The 21,455-nt window shown below is 74.0% G+C and carries 25 protein-coding genes; 14 read left to right on the forward strand and 11 right to left on the reverse strand.

The genetic code is table 11. The features are described 5' to 3' along the window. Nucleotides 1–4: 4 nt before the first annotated feature. The 7 genes from JWP64_RS01400 (at nucleotide 5) to JWP64_RS01430 (ending at nucleotide 4,642) form a co-directional block, all read left to right on the forward strand. Entirely contained in the window at nucleotides 5–295 is a 291-nt protein-coding gene (locus JWP64_RS01400) for a hypothetical protein (protein ID WP_297491247.1), read from the forward strand. Then, the gene (locus JWP64_RS01405; protein WP_297491249.1) at nucleotides 296–475 is read left to right on the forward strand and encodes a hypothetical protein; all 180 of its coding nucleotides are present in this window, start codon (nucleotides 296–298) and stop codon (nucleotides 473–475) included. 14 nt (nucleotides 476–489) lie between these two features. Beyond that, on the forward strand, nucleotides 490–861 hold the full coding sequence (locus tag JWP64_RS01410; protein ID WP_297491251.1) for an Asp23/Gls24 family envelope stress response protein: 372 nt from the start codon (nucleotides 490–492) through the stop codon (nucleotides 859–861). Nucleotides 862–935: 74 nt separating this feature from the next. Further along, entirely contained in the window at nucleotides 936–1,484 is a 549-nt protein-coding gene (locus JWP64_RS01415; protein ID WP_297491253.1) for a DUF6286 domain-containing protein, read from the forward strand. Beyond that, nucleotides 1,481–2,149: an alkaline shock response membrane anchor protein AmaP gene (locus JWP64_RS01420; RefSeq protein WP_297491255.1), complete on the forward strand. Its 669-nt coding sequence runs from the start codon at nucleotides 1,481–1,483 to the stop codon at nucleotides 2,147–2,149. Before JWP64_RS01415 ends, JWP64_RS01420 begins: the two co-directional genes overlap by 4 nt. A 47-nt stretch (nucleotides 2,150–2,196) precedes the next feature. Beyond that, nucleotides 2,197–2,955 carry a 3-hydroxybutyrate dehydrogenase gene (locus JWP64_RS01425; protein ID WP_297491257.1) on the forward strand — a complete coding sequence of 253 codons (759 nt, stop codon included), beginning with the start codon at nucleotides 2,197–2,199 and terminating at the stop codon, nucleotides 2,953–2,955. 100 nt (nucleotides 2,956–3,055) lie between these two features. Next, nucleotides 3,056–4,642 carry an alpha/beta fold hydrolase gene (locus JWP64_RS01430; protein ID WP_297491259.1) on the forward strand — a complete coding sequence of 529 codons (1,587 nt, stop codon included), beginning with the start codon at nucleotides 3,056–3,058 and terminating at the stop codon, nucleotides 4,640–4,642. Nucleotides 4,643–4,672: 30 nt separating this feature from the next. Here the strand turns inward: JWP64_RS01430 and JWP64_RS01435 are convergent, their stop codons facing one another. The 4 genes from JWP64_RS01435 to JWP64_RS01450 are packed head-to-tail and all read right to left on the reverse strand — an operon-like array spanning nucleotide 4,673 to nucleotide 8,280. Further along, nucleotides 4,673–5,650, reverse strand: coding sequence for a glycine betaine ABC transporter substrate-binding protein (locus JWP64_RS01435; protein WP_297491261.1), 978 nt, complete (start codon nucleotides 5,648–5,650; stop codon nucleotides 4,673–4,675). Then, nucleotides 5,647–6,453 (reverse strand): ABC transporter permease, encoded by an 807-nt coding sequence (locus tag JWP64_RS01440; RefSeq protein WP_297491263.1) that lies wholly within the window; start codon nucleotides 6,451–6,453, stop codon nucleotides 5,647–5,649. The genes JWP64_RS01435 and JWP64_RS01440 overlap by 4 nt, the downstream gene beginning before the upstream one ends. After that, nucleotides 6,450–7,601 (reverse strand): ABC transporter ATP-binding protein, encoded by a 1,152-nt coding sequence (locus tag JWP64_RS01445; RefSeq protein WP_297491319.1) that lies wholly within the window; start codon nucleotides 7,599–7,601, stop codon nucleotides 6,450–6,452. Before JWP64_RS01445 ends, JWP64_RS01440 begins: the two co-directional genes overlap by 4 nt. A gap of 31 nt (nucleotides 7,602–7,632) precedes the next feature. Then, nucleotides 7,633–8,280, reverse strand: a complete 648-nt coding sequence (locus tag JWP64_RS01450) for an ABC transporter permease (RefSeq protein ID WP_297491265.1) — start codon at nucleotides 8,278–8,280, stop codon at nucleotides 7,633–7,635. A 326-nt stretch (nucleotides 8,281–8,606) separates the two neighbouring features. Between JWP64_RS01450 and JWP64_RS01455 the strand changes: the two genes are divergently transcribed. Continuing rightward, nucleotides 8,607–8,906, forward strand: coding sequence for a hypothetical protein (locus tag JWP64_RS01455; RefSeq protein WP_297491268.1), 300 nt, complete (start codon nucleotides 8,607–8,609; stop codon nucleotides 8,904–8,906). Between the two features lie 9 nt (nucleotides 8,907–8,915). On the opposite strand, the gene ligD is transcribed toward JWP64_RS01455, so the two are convergent. Beyond that, nucleotides 8,916–9,929, reverse strand: a complete 1,014-nt coding sequence (gene ligD / locus JWP64_RS01460; protein WP_297491271.1) for a non-homologous end-joining DNA ligase — start codon at nucleotides 9,927–9,929, stop codon at nucleotides 8,916–8,918. A 95-nt stretch (nucleotides 9,930–10,024) separates the two neighbouring features. Here ligD and JWP64_RS01465 point away from each other — a divergent pair, with 95 nt between their 5' ends. From JWP64_RS01465 to JWP64_RS01475, 3 genes are all read left to right on the forward strand, one after another. Continuing rightward, on the forward strand, nucleotides 10,025–10,333 hold the full coding sequence (locus JWP64_RS01465; RefSeq protein ID WP_297491273.1) for a hypothetical protein: 309 nt from the start codon (nucleotides 10,025–10,027) through the stop codon (nucleotides 10,331–10,333). 62 nt (nucleotides 10,334–10,395) lie between these two features. After that, on the forward strand, nucleotides 10,396–10,845 hold the full coding sequence (gene msrB / locus JWP64_RS01470) for a peptide-methionine (R)-S-oxide reductase MsrB (protein ID WP_297491276.1): 450 nt from the start codon (nucleotides 10,396–10,398) through the stop codon (nucleotides 10,843–10,845). Further along, nucleotides 10,842–11,384, forward strand: coding sequence for a hypothetical protein (locus JWP64_RS01475; protein WP_297491279.1), 543 nt, complete (start codon nucleotides 10,842–10,844; stop codon nucleotides 11,382–11,384). Before msrB ends, JWP64_RS01475 begins: the two co-directional genes overlap by 4 nt. Here JWP64_RS01475 and hemQ read toward each other — a convergent pair. From hemQ to hemE, 3 genes are all read right to left on the reverse strand, one after another. Beyond that, nucleotides 11,333–12,028, reverse strand: coding sequence for a hydrogen peroxide-dependent heme synthase (gene hemQ / locus JWP64_RS01480; RefSeq protein WP_297491322.1), 696 nt, complete (start codon nucleotides 12,026–12,028; stop codon nucleotides 11,333–11,335). The two genes, JWP64_RS01475 and hemQ, sit on opposite strands and share 52 nt — an antisense overlap. Before the next feature lie 71 nt (nucleotides 12,029–12,099). Then, a complete protein-coding gene (gene hemG / locus JWP64_RS01485; protein WP_297491282.1) occupies nucleotides 12,100–13,527 on the reverse strand; it encodes a protoporphyrinogen oxidase in 1,428 nt (475 codons plus the stop codon). 4 nt (nucleotides 13,528–13,531) lie between these two features. Then, complete coding sequence (hemE, locus tag JWP64_RS01490) at nucleotides 13,532–14,632, reverse strand: uroporphyrinogen decarboxylase (protein ID WP_297491285.1); 1,101 nt, start codon at nucleotides 14,630–14,632, stop codon at nucleotides 13,532–13,534. Nucleotides 14,633–14,727: 95 nt separating this feature from the next. Here hemE and JWP64_RS01495 point away from each other — a divergent pair, with 95 nt between their 5' ends. From JWP64_RS01495 to JWP64_RS01505, 3 genes are all read left to right on the forward strand, one after another. Continuing rightward, complete coding sequence (locus JWP64_RS01495; RefSeq protein WP_297491288.1) at nucleotides 14,728–15,321, forward strand: DUF3000 domain-containing protein; 594 nt, start codon at nucleotides 14,728–14,730, stop codon at nucleotides 15,319–15,321. A gap of 319 nt (nucleotides 15,322–15,640) precedes the next feature. Next, nucleotides 15,641–16,294: a response regulator transcription factor gene (locus tag JWP64_RS01500; RefSeq protein ID WP_297491325.1), complete on the forward strand. Its 654-nt coding sequence runs from the start codon at nucleotides 15,641–15,643 to the stop codon at nucleotides 16,292–16,294. A 59-nt stretch (nucleotides 16,295–16,353) separates the two neighbouring features. Continuing rightward, nucleotides 16,354–17,586, forward strand: a complete 1,233-nt coding sequence (locus JWP64_RS01505; protein WP_297491291.1) for an HRDC domain-containing protein — start codon at nucleotides 16,354–16,356, stop codon at nucleotides 17,584–17,586. Nucleotides 17,587–17,667: 81 nt separating this feature from the next. Here the strand turns inward: JWP64_RS01505 and JWP64_RS01510 are convergent, their stop codons facing one another. From JWP64_RS01510 to dxs, 3 genes are read right to left on the reverse strand one after another with little or no spacing between them, the layout of a single operon-like run. Next, a complete protein-coding gene (locus JWP64_RS01510; protein WP_297491294.1) occupies nucleotides 17,668–18,807 on the reverse strand; it encodes a HAMP domain-containing sensor histidine kinase in 1,140 nt (379 codons plus the stop codon). Nucleotide 18,808: 1 nt separating this feature from the next. Further along, the gene (locus tag JWP64_RS01515) at nucleotides 18,809–19,474 is read right to left on the reverse strand and encodes a response regulator transcription factor (protein WP_297491296.1); all 666 of its coding nucleotides are present in this window, start codon (nucleotides 19,472–19,474) and stop codon (nucleotides 18,809–18,811) included. Next, the gene (gene dxs / locus JWP64_RS01520) at nucleotides 19,471–21,453 is read right to left on the reverse strand and encodes a 1-deoxy-D-xylulose-5-phosphate synthase (RefSeq protein WP_297491298.1); all 1,983 of its coding nucleotides are present in this window, start codon (nucleotides 21,451–21,453) and stop codon (nucleotides 19,471–19,473) included. The genes JWP64_RS01515 and dxs overlap by 4 nt, the downstream gene beginning before the upstream one ends. Between the last annotated feature and the right edge of the window lie 2 nt (nucleotides 21,454–21,455).

Here is a 21,455-nt window from a genome sequence, read left to right on the forward strand (position 1 = left end):
CGCCGTGCGCGAGCCGGAGGGCATGAACGAGGAGGAGCGGGCGGCCTACCGGGCGTTCGTCCGCGACCACCACCCGGACCGCGGCGGCGACCCCGGCTTCTTCGTGGCCGGGCTCGCGCGGCTGCGCGCGCAGGCCCGGGAGAACAGGAAGAACGAGAACAGGCGCTACGACGCCCCCATCGAGGTCGTCCGCGGCCTCCCCTTCCCCGTCCGGGTCGCCGTGGCCGCGATCCGGACCGTCAAGCGCCGGAACCGCACCCGCGTCGACCGGCCCCCTCATTCCCAGGAGAGCTAGATGAACGCGACCCAGACCGGCCTGCTGGCGGGTCTCATCCTCGGTGCCGCCGGCGCCTTCGGCGGATTCGGCGCCTTCCTCATCGTGCTGGTGCTCGGGGCCCTCGGCCTGGTCGTCGGCCGGATCCTCGACGGCGAGCTGGACGTCTCGGGCGTCCTCGGCCGGGGCCGGGACCGGTGACCCTCCCGGCGGCGGTGCCAGTGCCCTCCTGGGCGCCGGACGCGGACGAGCGCGGCGTCCTGGACATCGCGCCGACGGTGTTGCGCAAGATCGTCGAGCACGCCGCGGACCAGGTCCCCGGCACGCTGCACCGCGAGCGCCGGCTCGCGGGCCTGGAGGTCGGGGACTCGGGTCCGAAGGCCCGGGTCAGCGCGAAGGGCGAGACCGTGGACGTCCGGCTCGAGCTCACGCTCAGCTACCCCGGTCCCGTGCGGTCGACGGTCGAGGCCATCCGCTCCACCGTCACGTCCGAGCTGGAGCGGATCGCCGGCTACCGGGTCGGGTCGCTCGCGGTGGTCGTGTCCGGGCTGCGCGGCGAGAAGGTTCCCGAATCCCGCCTGCAGTGACCGCGGTCCGCCTGCAGTGACCCCTTCACCACGCCGGACGCAGGTCCGGCCCTCTCACGCAAAGGAGGAGCGCCGTGCGGATCCTGCTCCGCCTGCTCGCCCCGCTGCTGGGCCTGGCGATCGCCGCGGCCGGCGTCCTCGGGATCATCGAGGTCGTCGCCGCCTGGGTGCGGCCCGGCAGCACCGGCGTCGTGGTGCCCTGGTCGGCCTGGCGGTCCACGCTCGCCCGCCTGACCTGGGCGGACAACCCCGTCCCGATCATCGGCATCGTCGTCGCGGTGCTCGGCCTGCTGCTCCTGCTGCTCGTCGCGCTCGCCCGCCGGCACGACGTCCCGCTGTCCTCGCCGAGCCCGGAGATGACGGTCTCGACCAGCCCGCGGGTGCTCGCCCGGCTCGTCGGGCGGCACGTCCGCGCGACCGACGAGGTCGCCGGTGCCACGGTCAGCGCCTCCGCCCGCAAGGTGACCGTCATGGCCGAGGGCTTCACCAGCCCGGACCCGAGCGACGGTGGCCATCTCCGGTCGACCGTCCGCGAGCGCGTCGACGACCTCCTCGACGAGCTCCCCCTCGTCCGGCGGCCCCGCGTCGCCGTCTCCACCCGCACCCGGAAGGAGCTCCGGTGAGCGCCCCCACCTCCCCCGTCCCTGCCCCGGACGGCCCCACGGCCCTCGCCCCGGCTCCGCACGCCGTCCGCAAGCGGTCCCGCAAGGCGATCGCGCGCTCGGCCGCCGGGGACCGCTGGGTCGCCGGGCTGATCGGGCTGGTCCTGCTGCTCGCCGGTGTCGGTACCGCGCTGCTGGCCTACGGGGTCTTCGGCGAGTTCCGCGCGTCCCGGCCGCTGCTCGATCCGATGATCGTCGACGCGTTGCGCGCGCGGCCGCTGCTCTGGCGGATCGTCGCGATCGCCGCCGGTGTGGTGTTGCTGGTCATCGGGCTCGGATGGGCGGTGCGCTCGCTGCGTCCCGAGAAGCGCCCGGACCTGGTCCTCGACGGCGGTCCGGACACCGCGATCGTCGTCGGTGCGGGTGCGGCGGCGGAGGCCGTGGCCGAGCGCGCCGCCATGCTGCCCGGCGTCGGGCGGGCGAAAGCCCGGGTGGTCGGCTCCGCGGGTGCGCCCGCGCTGCGCGTGACGGTGTGGATCACGGATGAGGCGGACGTGGCGGACGTCTGTCGGCGGCTGGAGACGGACGTCCTCGCCGAAGCTCGGGACTCGCTCGGGCTCGAGCACCTGCCCGTGGCCGTCCGGCTGGAGCTCGACGTCGCGGCGAGCGCGCCGCGGGTGGCCTGACCCACGGCGTGGGGGTGACCGGCCGGTAGCCGCGTAGCGTCAGCGCAATGACTGCGCCAGCACTCCTCTCCGGCAAGAAAGCACTGGTCACAGGGGCAGGCAGCGGGATCGGCGCCGCCGTCGCCCGCCGCCTCGCCGCCGACGGCGCCCAGGTCTACGCGGTGGACATCGCGCCGGACCCCGTCAAGGCGCTCGCCGACGAGGTGTCCGGCATCGAGGCCGTGACCTGCGACCTCTCGGACCTCGACGCCGTCGACGAGCTGCCGTCGGACATCGACGTACTGGTCAACAACGCCGGCCGGCAGCACGTCTCGCCGATCCAGGACTTCGACCCGGCGATCTTCCACCAGATCCTCACGATCATGCTCGAGGCCCCGTTCCGGCTGATCCGCGCGTCGCTGCCGCACATGTACGAGGCCGGCTGGGGCCGGGTCGTCAACATCTCCAGCGCGCACGGGCTGCGGGCCAGCCCGTTCAAGTCGGCGTACGTCGCGTCGAAGCACGGACTCGAGGGGCTGTCCAAGGTGACCGCGCTCGAGGGCGCGGAGCACGGCGTGACCAGCAACTGCATCAACCCCGCGTACGTGCGCACCCCGCTGGTCGAGAAGCAGATCGCGGACCAGGCGCGGGTGCACGGGATCAGCGAGGACGAGGTCGTCACCAAGATCATGCTGACGCCCGTCGCCGTGAAGCGGTTGATCGAGCCCTCGGAGGTCGCCGAGCTGGCGGCGGTCCTCTGGGGCCCGGCGTCCCCGTCGATCACCGGGAGCTCGTTCACCCAGGACGGCGGCTGGACGGCCCACTAGCCACGTCCCGCGGGGCGATCGGCCCCCGCTCACGGCGTGTTCACCGTCCGCAGGCGAAGATGGACCCGTCGGTGGAACGGTGGCGGGGAGGGGCTGACGCGTGTCTTCGGTTCGGCGACGCGCGGGCCGTGCTCTCGTCACCGCGTCACTGCTGGTGGGGAGCCTGGTGGCGTGCACCGTCGGGCCGTCGGAGCGGCCGCCGGTCGCCGTCCGGGGCACGGACATGCCCGCCGCCCCCGCCCCGACGGCCACCGTTCCTCCGGACCCGGACGTCCTGCCGAACCTCGAGGACCAGCGGCCCACGATCGCCTACACGGACTGCACGCCGGACATCCTGCAGGGCCTCGCCGGCGCTGTTCCAGCCGGCCGGAACCTCGCCGCCGGGTGCGGCCTGCTCGAGGTGCCGGTGGACCGGGACCAGCCGACCCTCGGGGACACCCGGGTCGGGGTGCTGCGGGTCGGCGCGGCGGATGCGCCGGACACCCGGCCGCCGCTCGTCGTCGTCGGGGACAGCGCCACGGACCCCTCGGCCCGGCACGCCGGGCGGCTCGCCGCGCAGGTCCCCGACGACATCCTCGCCACCTTCGCGCTGATCGGCCTGGACCGGCGCGGCGCCGGGAACGACCTGCTGGACTGCTCCCCGCCGGACGCCCGCGCGGCGATCGTCGACGCCAGCCCGTCCGCCTCCGACGAGGCGCGGCTCTCCGGGCTGCTCGAGCAGTCCCGTTCCGTCGTGCAGGACTGCTACCTGCTGCTCTCCGGCGCGCTGTCCTCCTACCGGACCGCGGCGTCGGCCGGTGACCTCGAGCAGCTCCGCGTGGCGCTCGGCGTCGCCCGGCTGAACGTGCTCGGCGTCGGGGACGGGGCGGCGGCCGTCGCGAGCTGGGCGTCCGCCCACCCGACGTCCGTGGGGCGCGTCGTGCTCGACGACCCGGCCGGTCTCGCGGCGGACCAGCCCGATCTCGCCGAGTCCAGGGCCGCGGCCGCCGAGGCGGCCTTCGACGCGTTCGCAGCCGGCTGCACGTCCGCACCCGGCTGCCCGCTCGGCCCGGACCCCCGCGGGACGGTGAGCGCGCTGCTCACGAAGCTCGGCACCCAGCCGATGGCCTCGGCGGACGGGGACCGGCTCACCGCCGGCGCGGCCCTGGCCGCGGTCCGCGCGGGGCTGTCCGAGCCGTCGACATGGCCCGCCCTCGCCCAGGCGATCGCGACCGCCGCTGCCGGGGACCCGTCGGGGCTGCTGGCCCGGCTCGCGCCCGCGCTCGGCCCGCAGGGCAGCTTCGACGGCGCGCTGGCCACGTCCTGCAACGACACCGCGCGGCGGCTCACCCCGCCCGAGGTCTCCCGGCTCGCGCAGACCTGGCGGACGGACCATCCCCTGTTCGGCACGGCCGCCGCCCAGCAGCTGCTCGCCTGCGGCCCGTGGCCGGTGGTGGCGGCGCCGGCGCCGCCCGCCGCTCTCCCGGCGGACGCCCCGCCGGTGCTCGTGCTGGGCACCGCGGCGGACCCGCGCGCCTCCCAGGAGGGCGCGCGGAAGACGGCGCAGCTGCTGGGCCGCGGCCTGTTCGTCGGCTGGCAGGGCGCCGGAACGGGCGCGTTCCCGCGCAGCGCGTGTATCACGGCGGTGGTGACCGGGGCGCTGGTCGGCGCCACGCTCCCCCGCGACGGGACGGTCTGCCCGGCCTGACCCCGTCGGGTCACGCCGGGCAGCGTCCCCTCAGCGCGTGTCCGGGCTGATGAAGCCCTTCGACACCATCCAGTCCTTGGCGACGGTCGCCGCGTCGTCGCCGTCGACGTCGACCTTCTTACCCAGCTCGATCATCTGCTGGTTGTCGATCGTGTCTGCGATCGGCTGCAGGACGCCCGCGGCCTGCGGATGCTCCTTCAGCCACTGGTCGCGGATCACCACCGAGGCGTTGTACTGCGGGAAGAACTTCTTGTCGTCCTCCAGCACCGCGAGGTTCAGGCCCGCGATCCGGCCGTCCGTCGTGAAGATCTCACCGAAGTTGCAGGTGCCGTTGGCGATGCCCGCGTAGATAGCGCCGGTGCCGAACGTCTTGACCTCGGTCGTCGGGAACCCGTAGGTGCGCTGCGCCCCCGGCAGGCCGTCCTGGCGGCTGGCGAACTCGGTCTCCACGCAGAAGACCGCCTCCGCCGGGTTCTGCGTCAGGAACTCGGTCATGTCCGAGTTGCTCGTCAGGCCGTGCTGCTGCGCGTAGGCCTGCGTGGTGCCGAACGCGTAGGTGTTGTTCAGCGACGAGTAGGGCAGCCAGGCGATCCCGTTGAGGTTCAGGTCCTCGCCCCGCACCGCCTCGTACTGGCCCCGCTCGTCGGGGATCGGCTCGGTGTGGCCGAGGTAGTTGATCCAGCCGGTGCCGGAGTACTCCCAGGTCACGTCGATGTCTCCGGTCCTGAGCGCGAGCCGGGAGTTCGACGAGCCCTGGATGTTCGTCAGGTCCACGACGTTCATCCCGGCCGCGGACAGCGCCAGCTCGGCCATGTAGCCGAGCAGGATCTGCTCCGTGAAGTCCTTCGAACCGACGGTGACCGTGAGCCCCTCGAGCCCCGGGACCGGCGTGATCGAACCGGGCACGACGTCGAACGGGACGGCCGAGTTCGTGCTGAGCCCGCAGCCGCTGACCGCGACGGCCACCGCCGCCACGACCGTGGCGAGCGCGGTCCGGGTGCGCCTCACGAGACCCCCCTCGGTCCGAGCACGCGCTCGGCGATGCCGCCGAGCCAGTCGACGAGCAGCGCCAGCCCGATCGCGAGCACCGCGCCGACGTACATCACCGAGTTGAGCTGCAGCTTGTAGCCGGTGTCGATGAGCTCACCGAGACCGCCGCCGTTGACGAAGAACGCCAGGGTGGCGGTGCCGACCGCCAGCACGAGCGACGTGCGCAGGCCGGCCAGGATGAGCGGGACGGCCAGCGGCAGCTCCACCCGGCGCAGCACTCCCCCGGACGACATGCCGATGCCGCGGGCGGCGTCGATCAGCATGGGGTCGACCTGCCGGATGCCCACCATGGTGTTCCGCAGGACCGGCAGCAGCGTGTAGAAGACCAGCGGGATCGTCACCGCCCAGAGGCCCTCGATGTTCGTCCAGAGGAAGAACAGCACGATCACGCCGAGGGCGGGCGCGGCCTGGCCGATGTTGGCGACGACCAGGAAGACCGGTGCCGCGATCCGGAATCCGGGCCTGGTCAGCGCGATCCCGAGCGGCACCCCGATGAGCACCACGAGCACCGTGACGGCGAGGGTGATCAGGATGTGCTGCCCGGTCAGGGTCAGGATCGTCGAGAGGTTGAGCGTCTCGCGCTCGTTGGCGTTCAGATCGCTGGTCAGGGCCCAGATCACGACGGCCGCGACGATCACGACGACCAGCGCGGGCTGGGCGAAGAGCCGCACCTGGTCCGAGCGGGAGGTGACGTTCCCCCGTCGCTCCAGCGCGCTCGAGCTGCTGACCCCGGGGAGCCCGTGGTTGAGGGCGGCCGTCATGAGGCACCGTCCTCGACACCGTGTTCGGACCGCAGCGAGGCGATGACGTCGGTGACGGTGGTGATGTCGATCGTCCCGACGACCTCGCCCTTCGAGCCGGTCACCACCGCGCGCCCGCCCTCGGTGAGGATCGCCTCCAGGGCGTCCTGCAGCGTGGACTGGGTGCTCACCGAGTCCCCGACGGGCTTGCCGGTGTCCGCGAGCGAGCTGCGCCCGCCGAGCTCCCGCACGTGCACCCAGCGCTGCGGGCGGCTGCGGTCGTCGACGACGAGCGCGTAGGTCCGTCCCGACTGCTGGAGCTGCGAGGCCACCGAGGAGGGCGTGTCCCCCAGGCTGACGGTCAGCACGTCGTCGGCGGTGCCGTACTCGACGTCCCGGACCCGCATCAGCGTGAGCTGCTTGAGCGAGGCACCGGCCCCGACGAAGCCCGCGACGGTGTCGTTGGCGGGGTTGGCGAGGATCGCGTCGGGGGTGTCGTACTGCTGGATCGAGGACCGGTCCCCCAGCACCGCGATCTTGTCGCCGAGCTTCACGGCCTCGTCGAAGTCGTGGGTGACGAAGACGATCGTCTTGCCCAGCTCGGCCTGCAGGCGCAGCAGCTCGTCCTGGAGGTTGCCGCGGGTGATCGGGTCGACCGCGCCGAACGGCTCGTCCATGAGCAGCACCGGCGGGTCCGCGGCGAGCGCGCGGGCCACCCCGACGCGCTGCTGCTGGCCGCCGGAGAGCTGGCGCGGCAGCCGGTCCCGGTACAGCTTGGGGTCCAGCCCGACGAGGTCCATCATCTCGTCGACCCGTTCGTCGATCCGCTTCCTGTCCCACTTCAGCAGGCCCGGCACCACCGCAATGTTCTGGGCGACGGTGAAGTGCGGGAACAGCCCGGCCTGCTGGATGGCGTAGCCGATGCCGCGGCGCAGCTGGTCCGCGTCGAGCTTGAGGGCGTCCTCGCCGCCGATGGTGATGATCCCGGAGGTCGGCTCGACCATCCGGTTGATCATCCGCATCGTCGTGGTCTTGCCACAGCCGGACGGGCCGACGAAGACGACGATCTGGCCGGCGGGGATGGTCATGGTGAACTCGTCGACCGCGGGGGCCTTCGTGTTCGGATAGCGCTTGGTGACGTTCTCGAGGCGGATCTCCGCCCCGGACACGCTCTGCGCGGTGGGTTCTGCGGCGGCGGTCTCAGTCACGGGCACCCCTCGAGACGGTCAGGCGGGTGATCAGGACGTACACACCGTCCAGGACCAGGGCCAGGACGACCACGCCGAGCGTCCCGGCGAGGGCCTGGTTGAGCGAGTTGGCCGAGCCCGCACGGGTCAGGCCGGAGAAGATCTCGGAGCCGAGGCCGAAGCCCTTGGCGTAGGCGGCGATCACGGCGATGCCCATCAGCATCTGCGTCGAGACGCGCATGCCGGTGAGGATCGCGGGCCAGGCGAGCTTCAGCTCCACCCTCGTGAGCACGCCGAAGCGGCTCATCCCGATGCCCTTGGCCGCGTCCGTCACCGCCGGGTCCACCCCGTTCAGCCCGACGATGGTGTTCCGCAGGATCGGCAGCAGGCCGTAGAGCACGAGCGCCACGACGCTCGGGGCGACGCCGAGCCCGAGGAACGGGATCAGCAGGCCCAGCAGCGCGAACGACGGCACGGTCAGGATGGTGCTGGCCAGCGCGGTGGCGATGGCGGAGCCGGCGGAGCTGCGGTAGACGAGCACCCCCACCACCACGCCGATGATCGCGGCGATCACCGTGCACTGCACGACCCCGCTGACGTGCAGCAATGCCTGCAGGGACAGCCTGTCCCAGCGTTCGGAGACGTACTGGAACAGGTTCATCGACGATCACCGCCGCGGACGGGGGGTCCCCCGAGCCGGGCGGGACGCCGTCGACGCTCGCGCATCTGGTCCCCCTCGTCCTGGCGCAGCGCGACCCGGGTGGCCCCACGCGGTGCGGGGACATTAGCCCGACCGGGGGGATTCCGCGGAGCAGAAGGTGCACGGGGGCGGAGCCGGGCGCGTTCTGCAGACGAATGAGGGCGCGCCCACCTGGGTACATCACGACCTCATCACTTCAGATGAAGTGTGCGCGTCGGAGTCACGTTCTCCCGGTTCGCCGCGACGAACGGTGTGACGCCGCAATCACCAGGAGGTCGGGGATCACGATGACAGGCAGCACGGGGACGAGCGGGACGACGACGACCACGCCGGAGGCCTTCATCCCGGCCCAGCGCACGGCGCCGGAGCCCGCCGGCACGTCCGCCGGCCCCGCTTCGCAGCAGTGCACCGTCCCGGCCACCCCGGTGATCCCCGTCGCCGCGGGCGCGCCGTGCCGCTGCGGCCACGGATCCGAGGCCCACGAGCACTTCCGGGCGGGCACGGACTGCGCGCAGTGCGGCTGCGGCCGGTTCCGCAACGCCACGGGCCTCAAGGCGCGGATCGCCGCGCTGCTCGGCCGGCGCTGACGGACCGGATCAGGCCTTCCGCGCCCGGCTCGGCTGCACCCGCATCGGCTCGTCCGGCATCTTCGGGTACTCCGGCGGGTAGGGCAGCTCGCCCAGCCCGTCCTCTGTGTACCACTTCAGCGCCGTCTCGCAGCCGCCCACCGCGGCGTCCATCTCCGCGTGCGGGTCCCCGTGCTCGCGCAGCAGGTCCGGGACGGTGCGCAGGGTGAACTCCGCGGGATCGACCTCGGTCAGGGCGTCCCAGGTCAGCGGCATCGAGACCGTCGCGCCCGGGAGCCCGCGGACCGACCAGGCGGACGCGATGGTGCGGTCCCGCGCGGCCTGGTTGTAGTCCAGGAAGACCCGCTCGCCGCGCTCCTCCTTCCACCAGTCCACCGTCGCCCTCTCCGGGATCCGCGCCGCGACCCGGCGGGCGATCGAGATGACCGCGCGGCGGACCTCGATGAAGTCCCACTCGGGGCGGATCCTGCAGAACACGTGGATGCCGCGCCCGCCGGACGTCTTGGGCCAGCCGACGAGCCCCGCTTCCGCGAGCACCTCCTTCAGCGTGCCGGCGACGACCGCCGCGTCCGCGAAGTCCGTGCCGGGCTGGGGGTCCAGGTCGATCCGCAGCTCGTCCGGCCGGTCCGTGTCCGCGGCGCGGACGGGCCAGGGGTGGAAGTCCAGGGTGCCCAGATTGGCCGCCCAGGCGATCACCGCGGGCTCGGACGGCGCCACCGAGTCCGCCTTGCGGCCGCTCGGGAAGGTGACCTGCGCGGTCCTGACCCAGGACGGCGCGCCCTTCGGCACGCGCTTGGCGAAGAACGGCTCGCCCTCGACGCCGTCCGGGAACCGTTTCAGGTTCGTCGGCCGGTCCTTCAGCACGCGCAGCATCGGTTCCGCGACCGCAAGGTAGTACTCGACCACCTCCCGCTTGGTGATCCCGAGCTGCGGGAAGTAGACCTTGTCCGGGCTCGAGAGCCGCACGTCCCGCTCGCCCTCGGGTCCGGGGACCTTGAGCTGAATGACCGTCCTGGCCGCCATGCGGGGGAACCTACCGCGCTCCCCCGACGATCCGGCCTGACCATCGCGGCCCCGGGCGGCGCTGCCCTCCCGATCCCGCCGCTACCCTGTACGGAATGGCCCGCCGCAAGCGCAGCGACTCCCCGCCCCCGTGGGTGCGCCGTTTCGACGACGAGCTGATCGGCCTGGATCCGGACGACCCGGAGGCCCGCGCCTTCGCCCAGCACCTGGACCGGATGCAGCGCCAGCGACCGGGTTACACCGTCGAGGGCTACCTGGACGGGATGAAGGACTTCGCGGAGTCCGCCAACCGCGCCCAGGGCCTGCGCTGGTGGTTCGCCCTGCTGATGGTCCTGCTGCTGCTGCTCGGCGCGGTGTGGGCCGTCTGGCAGGCCCTGCTCTTCGTTCTCACCACCTGGCTGTAGCCGGCGGTAGCGGGATCCCCCGGCCGTGGGCGCGGGCGCGACGGACGGGTTAGCGTGGACGCATGGGATCGTTCGACCGAGGTCAGCAGACGACGTCCGCCACAGAGCCACCGGCGAAGGTCGGGAAGACCGACGCGGAGTGGCGCGAGCAGCTGACCCGCGAGGAGTACCAGGTGCTCCGCCAGGCCGGCACCGAGCGGCCGTTCGTCGGTGAGTACACGGACACCAAGACGGAGGGGGTCTACGAGTGCCGCGCGTGCGGCGCCGAGATCTTCCGCAGCGACACCAAGTTCGAGTCGCACTGCGGCTGGCCGTCGTTCTTCAGCCCGAGCGACTCGGACGCGGTGATCGAGCGCGTCGACACCTCGCTGGGGATGCGCCGGGTCGAGGTGGTGTGCGCGAACTGCCACAGCCACCTCGGCCACGTCTTCGAGGGTGAGGGCTATCCGACGCCCACGGACCTGCGCTACTGCATCAACTCGATCTCGATGAGGCTCGCACCGAAGGCGTGACCGCCGAGCGGACGGGCGCGCACGGCGTCTTCCGGGCGCCGATGCGCTCCCGTCTCGACGGTGTGCCGCCGGGCGTGACCCGCGGGTTGGCGGTCGGCGTCTGCGGGGTCGGCGGGGCGCTCACGCCGGCTCCGGACGACCTCGACGACGCCGTCGCGCGGGTCTCGGTCGGGTACGACGAGCGCACCGCCGCCCGGCTCCGCCGGTTCGCCGAGGTCCCGGACGGCGCGTTCGTCTGGACGCGCAGCGAGGGTGGCGTCCACCACCTGGGCCGGTTGACCGGGCCGTGGCGCTACGACGACTCCGCGGCCGCCGCGGCCCTCGACCTCGTGCACGTGCGGCCCTGCGTCTGGACCCCGGTCCCGCACGCGCTCGTACCCCCCGGTGTGCTGCGCACCTTCGGCCGCGGGGGCCACAACTTCCAGCGGACGCACGACGAGGGCCTGCCGGAGCAGACCCTCGCGGTGTGGGAGCGGCGGGACCCCGGCTACGGGAGCGTCGCCAGCAGGTCCCCGACCTCGACCCGCGGCCCGGTGTAGAACGGGACCTCCTCGCGGACGTGCCGGCGGGCCTCGGTCGCGCGCAGGTCTCGCATGAGATCGACGATCCGGTGCAGCTCGTCCGCCTCGAACGCCAGGATCCACTCGTAGTCGCCCAGGGCGAACGAGGGCACCGTGTTGGCCCGGACGTCCGGGAAGCCCCGGGCCGCCTTGCCGTGGTCCGCGAGCATGGTGCGGCGCTCGTCGTCCGGGAGCAGGTACCAGTCGAGCGAGCGGACGAACGGGTAGACGCAGACGTAGCGCTTCGGGTCCTCACCGGCCAGGAACGCCGGGATGTGGCTCTTGTTGAACTCCGCCGGGCGGTGCAGCGCGACCTGGCTCCACACCGGCACCGAGGCCCGGCCGAGGCTCGTGGTGCGGCGCAGGTCCGCGTAGGCGCCCTGCAGCGCCTCCAGGTTGTCCGCGTGCCACCAGATCATGTAGTCCGCGTCGGCCCGCACGCCCGCCAGGTCGTAGACGCCGCGCACGACGACGCCCTTGCCGGCCAGCGCCTCCACGAACTCCGCGGCCTGGGTGGCGGCCGCCGCGCGGTCGTCATCGAGGCGGCCGGGTTCGACCCGGAAGACGGACCACATGGTGTAGCGGATCGTCGCGTTGAGCTCGGTGTAGTCGAGGCGGGCCATGGCGTCCATGTTGCCATCCACCTCGCCTCGCCCGCGACGTGCCCGGCCCCACTTCGCCCGGCCCCACTGCTCTACGGCGCCGTCACCTGCACGACGGCCGCGATCGTCTCGGCCGCGGCCCGCGCCGTCGCGACGCAGGCGGGTACCCCGACGCCGTGCAGCGCCGACCCCGCGACGGCCAGCCCGGGGACGGCCGCGACCGCCTGCTCGATCCGGCGGACCCGGTCCAGGTGCCCGACCGCGTACTGCGGCAGCCCCCCGCCCCACCGCTGCACGACCGCCTCGACCGGCGCCGCGGTGATGCCGTGCAACGTTGCCAGGTCCACCCGCGCGCGGGCGACGAGCTCGTCGTCGTCGACCTGCAGGGTGGCGGCCTCGCCGAACCGGCCGGTCGAGACGCGGAGCCGGACCAGGCCGTCCGCGCCCAGGTGCGCCCACTTGTTCGAGGAGTGCGTGGCGGCCTTGATGCCCAGGGGCTCGTCCGCGGCGATCAGCACCCCGGACGTCGGGGGCAGCGCCGCCGCGTCGGCGGGCCGGTAGGCCAGCGCCACGACGACCGACGACGCCAGCTCCACCTCCCCCGCCGCCGCGGCGGCGGCGGGTACGGGGCCGGTGAGCAACTTCCGGACCGCCGGCGCGGGGACGGCGAGCACCACGGCGTCGACGTCCAGGGCCTCCGGTCGCGTGGTCGGCCCGAGGACCAGCCGCCAGCCGGCCCCCCGGCGCTCCAGCGAGCGCACGGTGGTGCCGAACCGGACGGTGGCGGCGGAGGCGGACTCGAGGCCGTCGAGCAGGACCCGGTAGCCGCCGCGGATGCCGCCGAAGACCGGACCCGCAGACCCCGGCTCGGGCGCCGCCGAACCCCGGCCCGCGGGGGGCGAGGTGGCGGAGGTGGCGGCGGCGGTGAGGGAGGAAGCGCCCGCATCGAGGGCGGCGGCGAGGGCGGGGACGGTGGCCCGCAGGCCCAGGGCGTCGACCCGGCCCGCGTAGACGCCACCGAGCAGCGGGTCCGTCAGCCGTTCGGGGACCTCCGGGCCGAAGCGCTCGCGGAGCAGGCCGCCGAGGCTCACGTCCGTGCCGGGCTCCCAGACCAGGGGCCGGTCCGGCTCGGCGGCGACGGCGGCGAGACCGGCCGGGGACAGCACGTCGTCGAGGCGGGCCCGGGAGGTCGGGACGCCCATCATCGTCCCCGGCGGGAGCCCCACCGTGCGTCCGCCCGCGCGGATCGACGGGCTCGCCCCGGTGGGATGGACGATCCGGTCCGCCAGGCCCAGCTCTTCGAGCAGGGCGGGGACCTCGGGGCGGCGGGTGAGGAAGGCCTCGGCGCCGACGTCGAACGGCGTCCCGGCCAGCTCGACGGTGTGCAGGACGCCACCGGTGCGGTCCCGCTGTTCCAGGACGACGATCTCGGCCTCCGGGCCGAGCAGGGTGCGCAGGCGGTGCGCGGCGGCGAGACCGGAGATCCCCCCGCCGACGACCGCGATCCGGGCTGCGCTCACCGGGTCAGACGGGCTGCGCGTGGACGAGCTCGATCGTGCGCGTGATCACGTCCGGGTCCGTGTGCGGCAGCACGCCGTGCCCCAGGTTGAACACGTGCCCGGGGGTGCGGGCGCCCTCGGCGGCGATCCGCCGGACCTCGGCCTCGATCGAGGCGTGGTCCGCGAACAGCACGGCCGGGTCGAGATTGCCCTGCACCGGCAGGCCGCGGCCGACGCGGCGGGCAGCTACGTCCAGCGGGGTCCGCCAGTCCACGCCGAGGACGTCCGTGCCCGCGTCCGCCATCGCGGGCAGCAGCTCCCCCGTGCCGACGCCGAAGTGGATGCGCGGGACGCCCGCCCCGGCCAGGCGGCCCAGGACGACCGCGGAGTGCGGGAGGACGTAGGTGCGGTAGTCCCGCTCGGAGAGCGCGCCCGCCCAGGAGTCGAACAGCTGGACGGCGTCGACCCCGGCGGCGACCTGGAGCTCCAGGAACGTCGCGGTGATCCCGGACAGCTTGCTCATCAGCGCGTGCCACACGTCCGGCGCGGTGCGCATGAGCGCCTTGGTGCGTTCGTGGTTCTTGCTGGGCCCGCCCTCGACCAGGTACGACGCGAGGGTGAAGGGCGCGCCCGCGAACCCGATGAGCGGCGTGTCGCCCAGCTCGCGCAGCAGCAGCCCGATCGCGTCCGTGACGGGGGCGACCTGCTCCGGCCGCAGGCGCGGGATGCGCTCGACGTCCGCCGCGGTCCGCACGGGCTCCGCGACGACGGGACCGGTCCCGGCCACGATGTCCACCCCGATCCCGGCGGCGTACAGCGGCACCACGATGTCGCTGAACAGGATCGCGGCGTCCACCCCGTGCCGGCGCACCGGCTGCAGGGTGATCTCGCAGGTCAGCTCCGGGGTCATGCAGGACTGCAGCATGCCCGTGCCCGCGCGCAGGGCCCGGTACTCGGGCAGCGACCGCCCGGCCTGGCGCATGAACCACACGGGCAGGTGCGTGGGCCGCTCACCGCGGGTGGCGGCGAGGAAGGCGGAGTCCGGCAGCGACCGGCGGGCCCCGGGGGTGACGGGGACGACGGAGGCGGCGGGGGCGGCCGTGAGGGTGGGATTCGCAGACGTCATGACGTCAGGAGTGTCCCACAGGGTGGGCCACGTCCAGGGCCCGGCCCGGCGCGCCTGCGCCCTGGGTCCGGGCCCCAGACCTAGAGTTCCCGCTCGTGCCTGACGCGCCCGCCCCACCCGAGGTCTTCCGTCATGCGGTCGCGACGCTCTCCGCCGTCCGACCGCGCCCGGATCTCGTGCTCCGCCCGCTCGACGCGCCACCCCGGCTCGCCCCGTTCACGTGGGCGTTCAGTGTCGAGGCGGACATCGGCCACCGCGGCGACGGCACCGACGACCTCGACGAGCCGGACACCTCCGGGCGGCTGATCCTGCTGCACGACCCGGCCGGGCAGGACGCCTGGGAGGGCACCTTCCGGATCGTCTGCTTCGTCCAGGCACGGCTGGAACGCGAGCAGCTCGGCGACGAGATGCTGCCCGTCGTCGCGTGGTCGTGGCTGACCGAGGCCCTGGAGGAGGCCGGCGCGAAGCACGTCGCGCTCGGCGGGACCGTGACCCAGACGTCGTCCGTCCGGTTCGGGGACATCGCCGGCCCGCGCCGCGATGATGACGTGGAGTTACGGGCCTCCTGGACGCCCACGGACGACGCGGGCGAGCTGACCGCCCACGCCGACGCCTTCTGCGCCCTGGTCGCGACGGCTGCGGGACTACCCCCGGTCGGGGTGGCGACGCTTGCGAAGCGAAGCGTTTAAAGTGGACGACGACTTCGGTGGAGAATTGGCTGGTCACAGCCCGTGCACAGCAAGTGGATCACCCATTCGGGTGCACCCTGACGTACAACGCTGTAACTTTCACCCGGAGAAGTTCGAACGGATACACGACGTTAGACCGCTTGGGGGGCTACAGTTCCTCCACGACACCTCCTCGGGCGGTCGGGCGCAACTCTCCGTCCCCCGAGGTCCCGGTGTTGGTCGGGGGGCAAACGACCGACTCCAGGGAGGTAGTGACGTGGCCGTAGTAGGCCAAGGCACACCCTTGCGCGGCACCCCAGGTGCCGTGCTCACACCCGCGATGGTTCCCCATCCGCGGGAAGAGCTTTTCTCGGTGCTGGTGGTGGACGATCATCCACTACTGCGCGAGGCGATCGCGGCGCGTCTGCGCTCGATGGGGGCCGGCACCGTGTACGAAGCGGCCTCGGTCGCCGAGGCGCGTGCGCGCGCCCAGGCGAACGGACCGTGCGACCTGGCGATCCTCGACCTCGGCCTGCCGGACGGCAGCGGGCTCGACCTCGTCACGGAGCTGCGTCAGCTGGGCTGGACCCGGCTCGTCGTGCTCGCCTCGTCGGACGACCCGTACGCGGTCCGTTCGGCGTTCCAGGCGGGTGCGCAGGCCTACCTGCTCAAGTCTGCGTCCCCGGCGGTGGTGACCGACGGTGTGAAGCGGGTCCTGGACGGCGGCGTCTACGCCGACCCGACGGTGGCTCCGCTGCTCGCCACGGGCACCCGCGTGCCGGGTACCGACAACACCCCGCGCGAGCTCTCGGCGCGCGAGGTCGAGGTGCTCCAGCTGGTCGCGGACGGCCAGTCCAACAAGGAGATCGGCGAGGCCCTGAGCCTGTCGGCGCTCACCGTGAAGAGCCACCTCTCCCGGATCGGGCGCAAGCTCGGCACGGGTGACCGCGCTCAGATGGTGGCGCTGGCGATGAGAGCCGGGGTCATCCGCTGACGTCGCACGGCTCGGGGGGTGGGTCGGCCGCGCGTATCGCGTCGGCGGACGATGTCGTCATGCCCGCCACCGAGTCGGGGCCGCACGCACCGGCCCCCGTCCCGCTCCTCCGGCCCGCGGACGGCCTCCCTGACGTCGTCGCGGACCGGGCGGCACTGGACCGGACGGCGGAGTCCCTGGCCGCCGGTACGGGCCCTCTCGCCGTGGACGCGGAACGGGCGTCCGGCTTCCGCTACTCGCAGCGTGCCTACCTCGTCCAGCTTCGCCGGGAGGGATCCGGGACGGCGCTGATCGACCCGACCCCGATGGGCGGGGACCTCTCGCCGCTCGCCCCCGCGCTGGACGGGCCGGAGTGGGTGCTGCACGCCGCGTCCCAGGATCTCCCCTGCCTGGCCGAGGCCGGGCTGCGGCCCGCGAGGCTCTTCGACACCGAGCTCGCGGGCCGGCTCGCCGGCGTCCCCCGGGTCGGGCTGGGGCCGCTGGTGGAGAATCTGCTCGGGCTCGCGCTCGAGAAGGGCCACGGCGCCGCGGACTGGTCCCGGCGCCCACTACCCGAGGACTGGCTCGTCTACGCCGCGCTGGACGTCGAGGTGCTCGTCGAGCTCCGCAACGTCCTCGCGGACCTGCTGGAGCGCCAGGGCAAGCTCGAGTGGGCGCTGGAGGAGTTCGAGGCCGTCCGCACCGCCGGGCCGCCCGCCCCGCGCGCCGAACCCTGGCGCCGCACGTCGGGCATCCACAAGATCCGCAAGCCCCGGCCGCTCGCCCTGGTCAAGGGCCTGTGGGAGGCCCGGGACACACTCGCCGCGGAGCGGGACATCGCGCCCGGACGCGTGCTGCCGGACGCCGCGATCGTCGAGGCGGCCGTCGCCGCGCCGGAGAACCCGCACGCCCTCGCGGCGCTGCCGGTGTTCCGGGGCCGCGCCCAGCGCCGTCTCACCTCGTACTGGTTCTCCGCGATCTCGGCGGCCTCCCGGCTGCCGAACGAGGAGCTCCCCCGCCCGTCGCCGCCGAACGACGGGCCACCGCCCGTCTCCCGCTGGGCGGACCGGGACCCGGACGCCGCAGCCCGGCTCTCCGCCGCCCGCGCCGCCCTCGCCGGGATCGGCGAGCGGTGGACGATTCCGGTGGAGAACCTGCTGCAGCCCGACCTGCTCCGCCGCCTCTGCTGGACCCCGCCGGAGGACGGTGAAGTCGACGCCTTCCTCGCCGCCGGAGGCGCCCGGAGCTGGCAGCGCACCCTCCTCCGCGAGCCCCTCGAGCAGGCTCTGCAGTCCCGCGCGACCACCACCTGACAGCGCTCACGCCCACGTTCACGGTCCGCGCACCCGTTCCGGCATGGGCGTCGGCACGCGAACCTGGGCGTGAGCGGGGTGTCAGGAGGTGGCGGCGGGCAGGATCACGGTGATCGTCAGGCCGCCGCCGGGGACGGGGTCGGCCCGCACCTCGCCCCCGTGGGCCGTCACCACCGCCCGCACGATCGACAGGCCGAGGCCGGAGCCGGGGGCGCTCCCGGTGCGCGCGACCGGACCGCGGCGGAACGGCTCGAACAGCTCCGCCACCCGCTCCGCCGGGATCTCCGCGCCGCTCGAGGACACGCACAGCTCCGCGTCCGCGCCGCGCACGCCGGTGCGGACCTCGATCCAGCCGCCCTCCACGTTGTGCCGCACCGCGTTCTCCAGCAGGTTCCCGGCGACCCGCTCCAGGAGCACGGGATCCCCGGAGACCGGCGCCGGACCACCGTCGACCCGGACCCGGACGCCCTTCGCCCGCGCCTCCCTCGCCACGACGGCCAGGGCCCGCTTCGCAACGCCCCGGAGGTCCGCGGGCCGGCGGGCCGGCGCCTGCACGGCCCCCATCGCCTCGGTCCGGGCCAGCAGGAGCAGGCCGCCCACCAGGTCGTCCGCGCGGCGGGTGGCGTCCCGCACGACGTCGCCCATCCGGCGGAGCTCCGCGACGTCCGCAGCCGGGTCGGCCAGCGTCACGTCGACCTCGGTGCGAAGAACGGACAGCGGGGTGCGCAGCTCGTGGCTGGCGTTGGCGACGAACCGGCGCTGGGCGTCGAAGGCGGCCTGCAGCCGGTCCAGCATCGCGTCGAACGTGGCGGCGAGCTCGGCGACCTCGCCGCGGGCGTCCCGCAGCGCGATCCGCTCGTCCAGCGACTCCGCGGACAGCCGTCGCGCCGCGGACGTGACGGCGTGCAGCGGCGCCAGGATCCGGCCCGCCAGCACCCACGCCACGAGCCCGGCCGCGGCCACCACCAGCGGGAACGCGATCAGCCCGGCCCGGAGCACCTCGGCCCGGGCGGCCGCGCCGACCGCGCTCGTCACCTCCGAGGCGGGGACGTCCAGGTCCCCGACCCGCACGGTCGTCCCCGGCGGCAGCGACGGTACCGACGCCGCGACGTCGCCGACCAGGAGCCAGCCGAGGTAGAGCAGCAGGGCGCTGACCATCGCGACCAGCAGGGTGCTGAGCAGCGTCAGCCGGAGTCGGAGGCCCGGACCCCGTAGCGGCATGTCAGCCCGCGGCCGGCACCCGGTAGCCCGCGCCGACGACGGTCTCGATCACGCCGGGCTCGCCGAGCTTCTTGCGCAGGGTCATCACGGTGACCCGGACGGTCGTCGTGAAGGGGTCCGCGTTCTCGTCCCAGACCCGTTCCAGCAGTTCCTCGCTGCTGACCACGGCCCCGCCGGCGCCGAGCAGCACCTCGAGGACGCCGAACTCCTTGCGGGTCAGCTCCACCGGCCGGTCCGCGCGGGTCACGGTCCGCCGGGCCGGGTCCAGGGCGACGTCCCCGGCGACGAGCAGGGGCGGCACGGCCGGGGTGGCGCGGCGACCCAGCGCGCGGACGCGGGCGACCAGCTCGGGGAAGTCGAAGGGCTTGGCGAGGTAGTCGTCCGCGCCCTTGGACAGGCCGTCGACCTTGTCCTCCAGGGTGCCGCTCGCCGTCAGCATCAGCACGCGCGTGGTGGCCCCCGACTCGACGATCGCGGCACACAGCGCGTCCCCGGACATCCCGGGCAGATCCCGGTCCAGCACGACGACGTCGTAGCGGGTCACGGCGGACTTCTCGTGCCCGCCGTCCCCGTCCAGGGCGACGTCCACGGCCATGCCCTCGCGCCGCAGCCCGCGGGCGACCGCCTCGGCGAGCACCGCCTCGTCCTCGACCACGAGAACCCTCATCGGTGTCTCTGCTCCTCCTGTGCCTGCTCCGCCGGGAGGACGACCTCCGCCGGCATCGACGGCAGGCAGCCGGGCAGCGCCGACGCCCACTCGGTGACCCGGCGGGCCACGTCCTGCGCGGTCAGCCCGACCGCGGCCAGCACGTCACCCCGGCTGCCGTGCTCCAGGAACTCCTGCGGGAGCGCGACGTCCCGCTGCGGCACGTCGACCTCGTTCGAGCGCAGCACGTCCGCCAGCGCGGAACCGAAGCCACCGTGCCGCCCGGCGTCCGACACCGTGACGACGAGCCGGTGCTGCTGCGCGAGCCCCACCAGCACCTCCGGCACCGGGAGCACCCAGCGCGGGTCCACGACGGTGACGCCGATCCCCTGCCGCGCGAGCCGCTCGGCCGCGGCCACACCCAGCTCGCCGAAGGCGCCGACGCAGACCATCAGCACGGACGGCACCGTGGTGTGCCCGGAACCGTTGACCCTGCCGTTCGAGACCGACGGCTCGTGCAGCACGTCCACCTCGCCGACCCGCCGCACCGCCGGCACGGACTCGATGACCGCGCCCTTCGGGAACCGCAGCGCGGTGGGCCCGTCGGCCACGGCGACCGCCTCGGCCAGCTCCTCGCGCAACGTCCCGGCGTCCCGCGGGGCGGCGACCCGGATCCCCGGCACCACACCGAGGATCGACAGGTCCCACATCCCGTTGTGCGACGGGCCGTCGTTGCCGGTCACCCCGGAACGGTCCAGCACCAGCGTCACGGCCTCGCCGTGCAGCGCCACGTCCATCATGAGCTGGTCGAACGCCCGGTTGAGGAACGTCGAGTACAGCGCGACGACGGGGTGCATGCCGCCGCGCGAGAGCCCGGCCGCGGAGGTCAGCGCGTGCTGCTCGGCGATGCCGACGTCGATGCAGCGCTCCGGGAAGGCCTTCGCGAACGGCGCCAGCCCGGTGGGCCCGAGCATCGCCGCCGTGATCCCGACGACGTCCGGCCGCCGCGCCCCGAGCGCCACCATCTCCTCGGCGAACACGCTGGTCCAGCCGGTGGTCTTGGGTCCGGTGGGCAGCCCGGTGAGCGGGTCGAACGCGGCCGGGCTGTGCATCTGCTCGGCCTCGTCGTTCTCGGCCGGCGGGTAGCCGTTCCCCTTGCGCGTGACCGCGTGCACGACGACCGGGCCGCCGAAGTGCCGGGCGCGGCGCAGCGCGGACTCCATGGCCGCGACGTCGTGCCCGTCGACGGGGCCGAAGTACTTCAGGCCGAGGTCCCCGAACAGCTCCTGGGGGCTGATGGCGTCCTTCATACCGGCCTTCAGCGCGTGCAGGCCCGCGTAGAGCGCCGGGCCGATCACGGGGGTGCCGCGCAGCGTCTGCTTGCCGGCCTCGAGGACCCGCTCGTAGCCCGGCTGCAGGCGCAGCGTGGCGAGCCGGTCCGCGAGCCCGCCGATGGTCGGCGCGTAGGACCGCCCGTTGTCGTTGACGACCACGACGACGTTGCGGTCCTTGCCTGCGGCGATGTTGTTCAGCGCCTCCCAGGCCATGCCGCCGGTGAGCGCGCCGTCCCCGATCACCGCGACGACGTGCCGCTGCTGGCCGGTCAGCGAGTAGGCGCGGGCCAGCCCGTCCGCCCAGGACAGCGACGACGACGCGTGGCTGGACTCCACGATGTCGTGCACGCTCTCGGAGCGGCTCGGGTAGCCGGAGAGCCCACCCGTCTTCTTGAGCTGGTCCCAGCCCTCCTGACGGCCGGTGAGCAGCTTGTGGACGTAGGCCTGGTGGCCCGTGTCCCAGATCAGCGCGTCCCGCGGCGAGTCGAAGACCCGGTGCAGGGCGATCGTCAGCTCGACGACGCCGAGATTGGGCCCGAGGTGCCCGCCGGTGCGGGACACCGAGCTCACCAGGAACTCCCTGATCTCGGCCGCGAGCGCGGTCAGCGATTCGGGTCCGAGCCTCTTCAGGTCGGCCGGGCCCCTGACGGATGCCAGCACGGTCACGG

Source organism: Pseudonocardia sp. (genome assembly GCF_025465255.1).
GTDB lineage: Bacteria > Actinomycetota > Actinomycetes > Mycobacteriales > Pseudonocardiaceae > Pseudonocardia.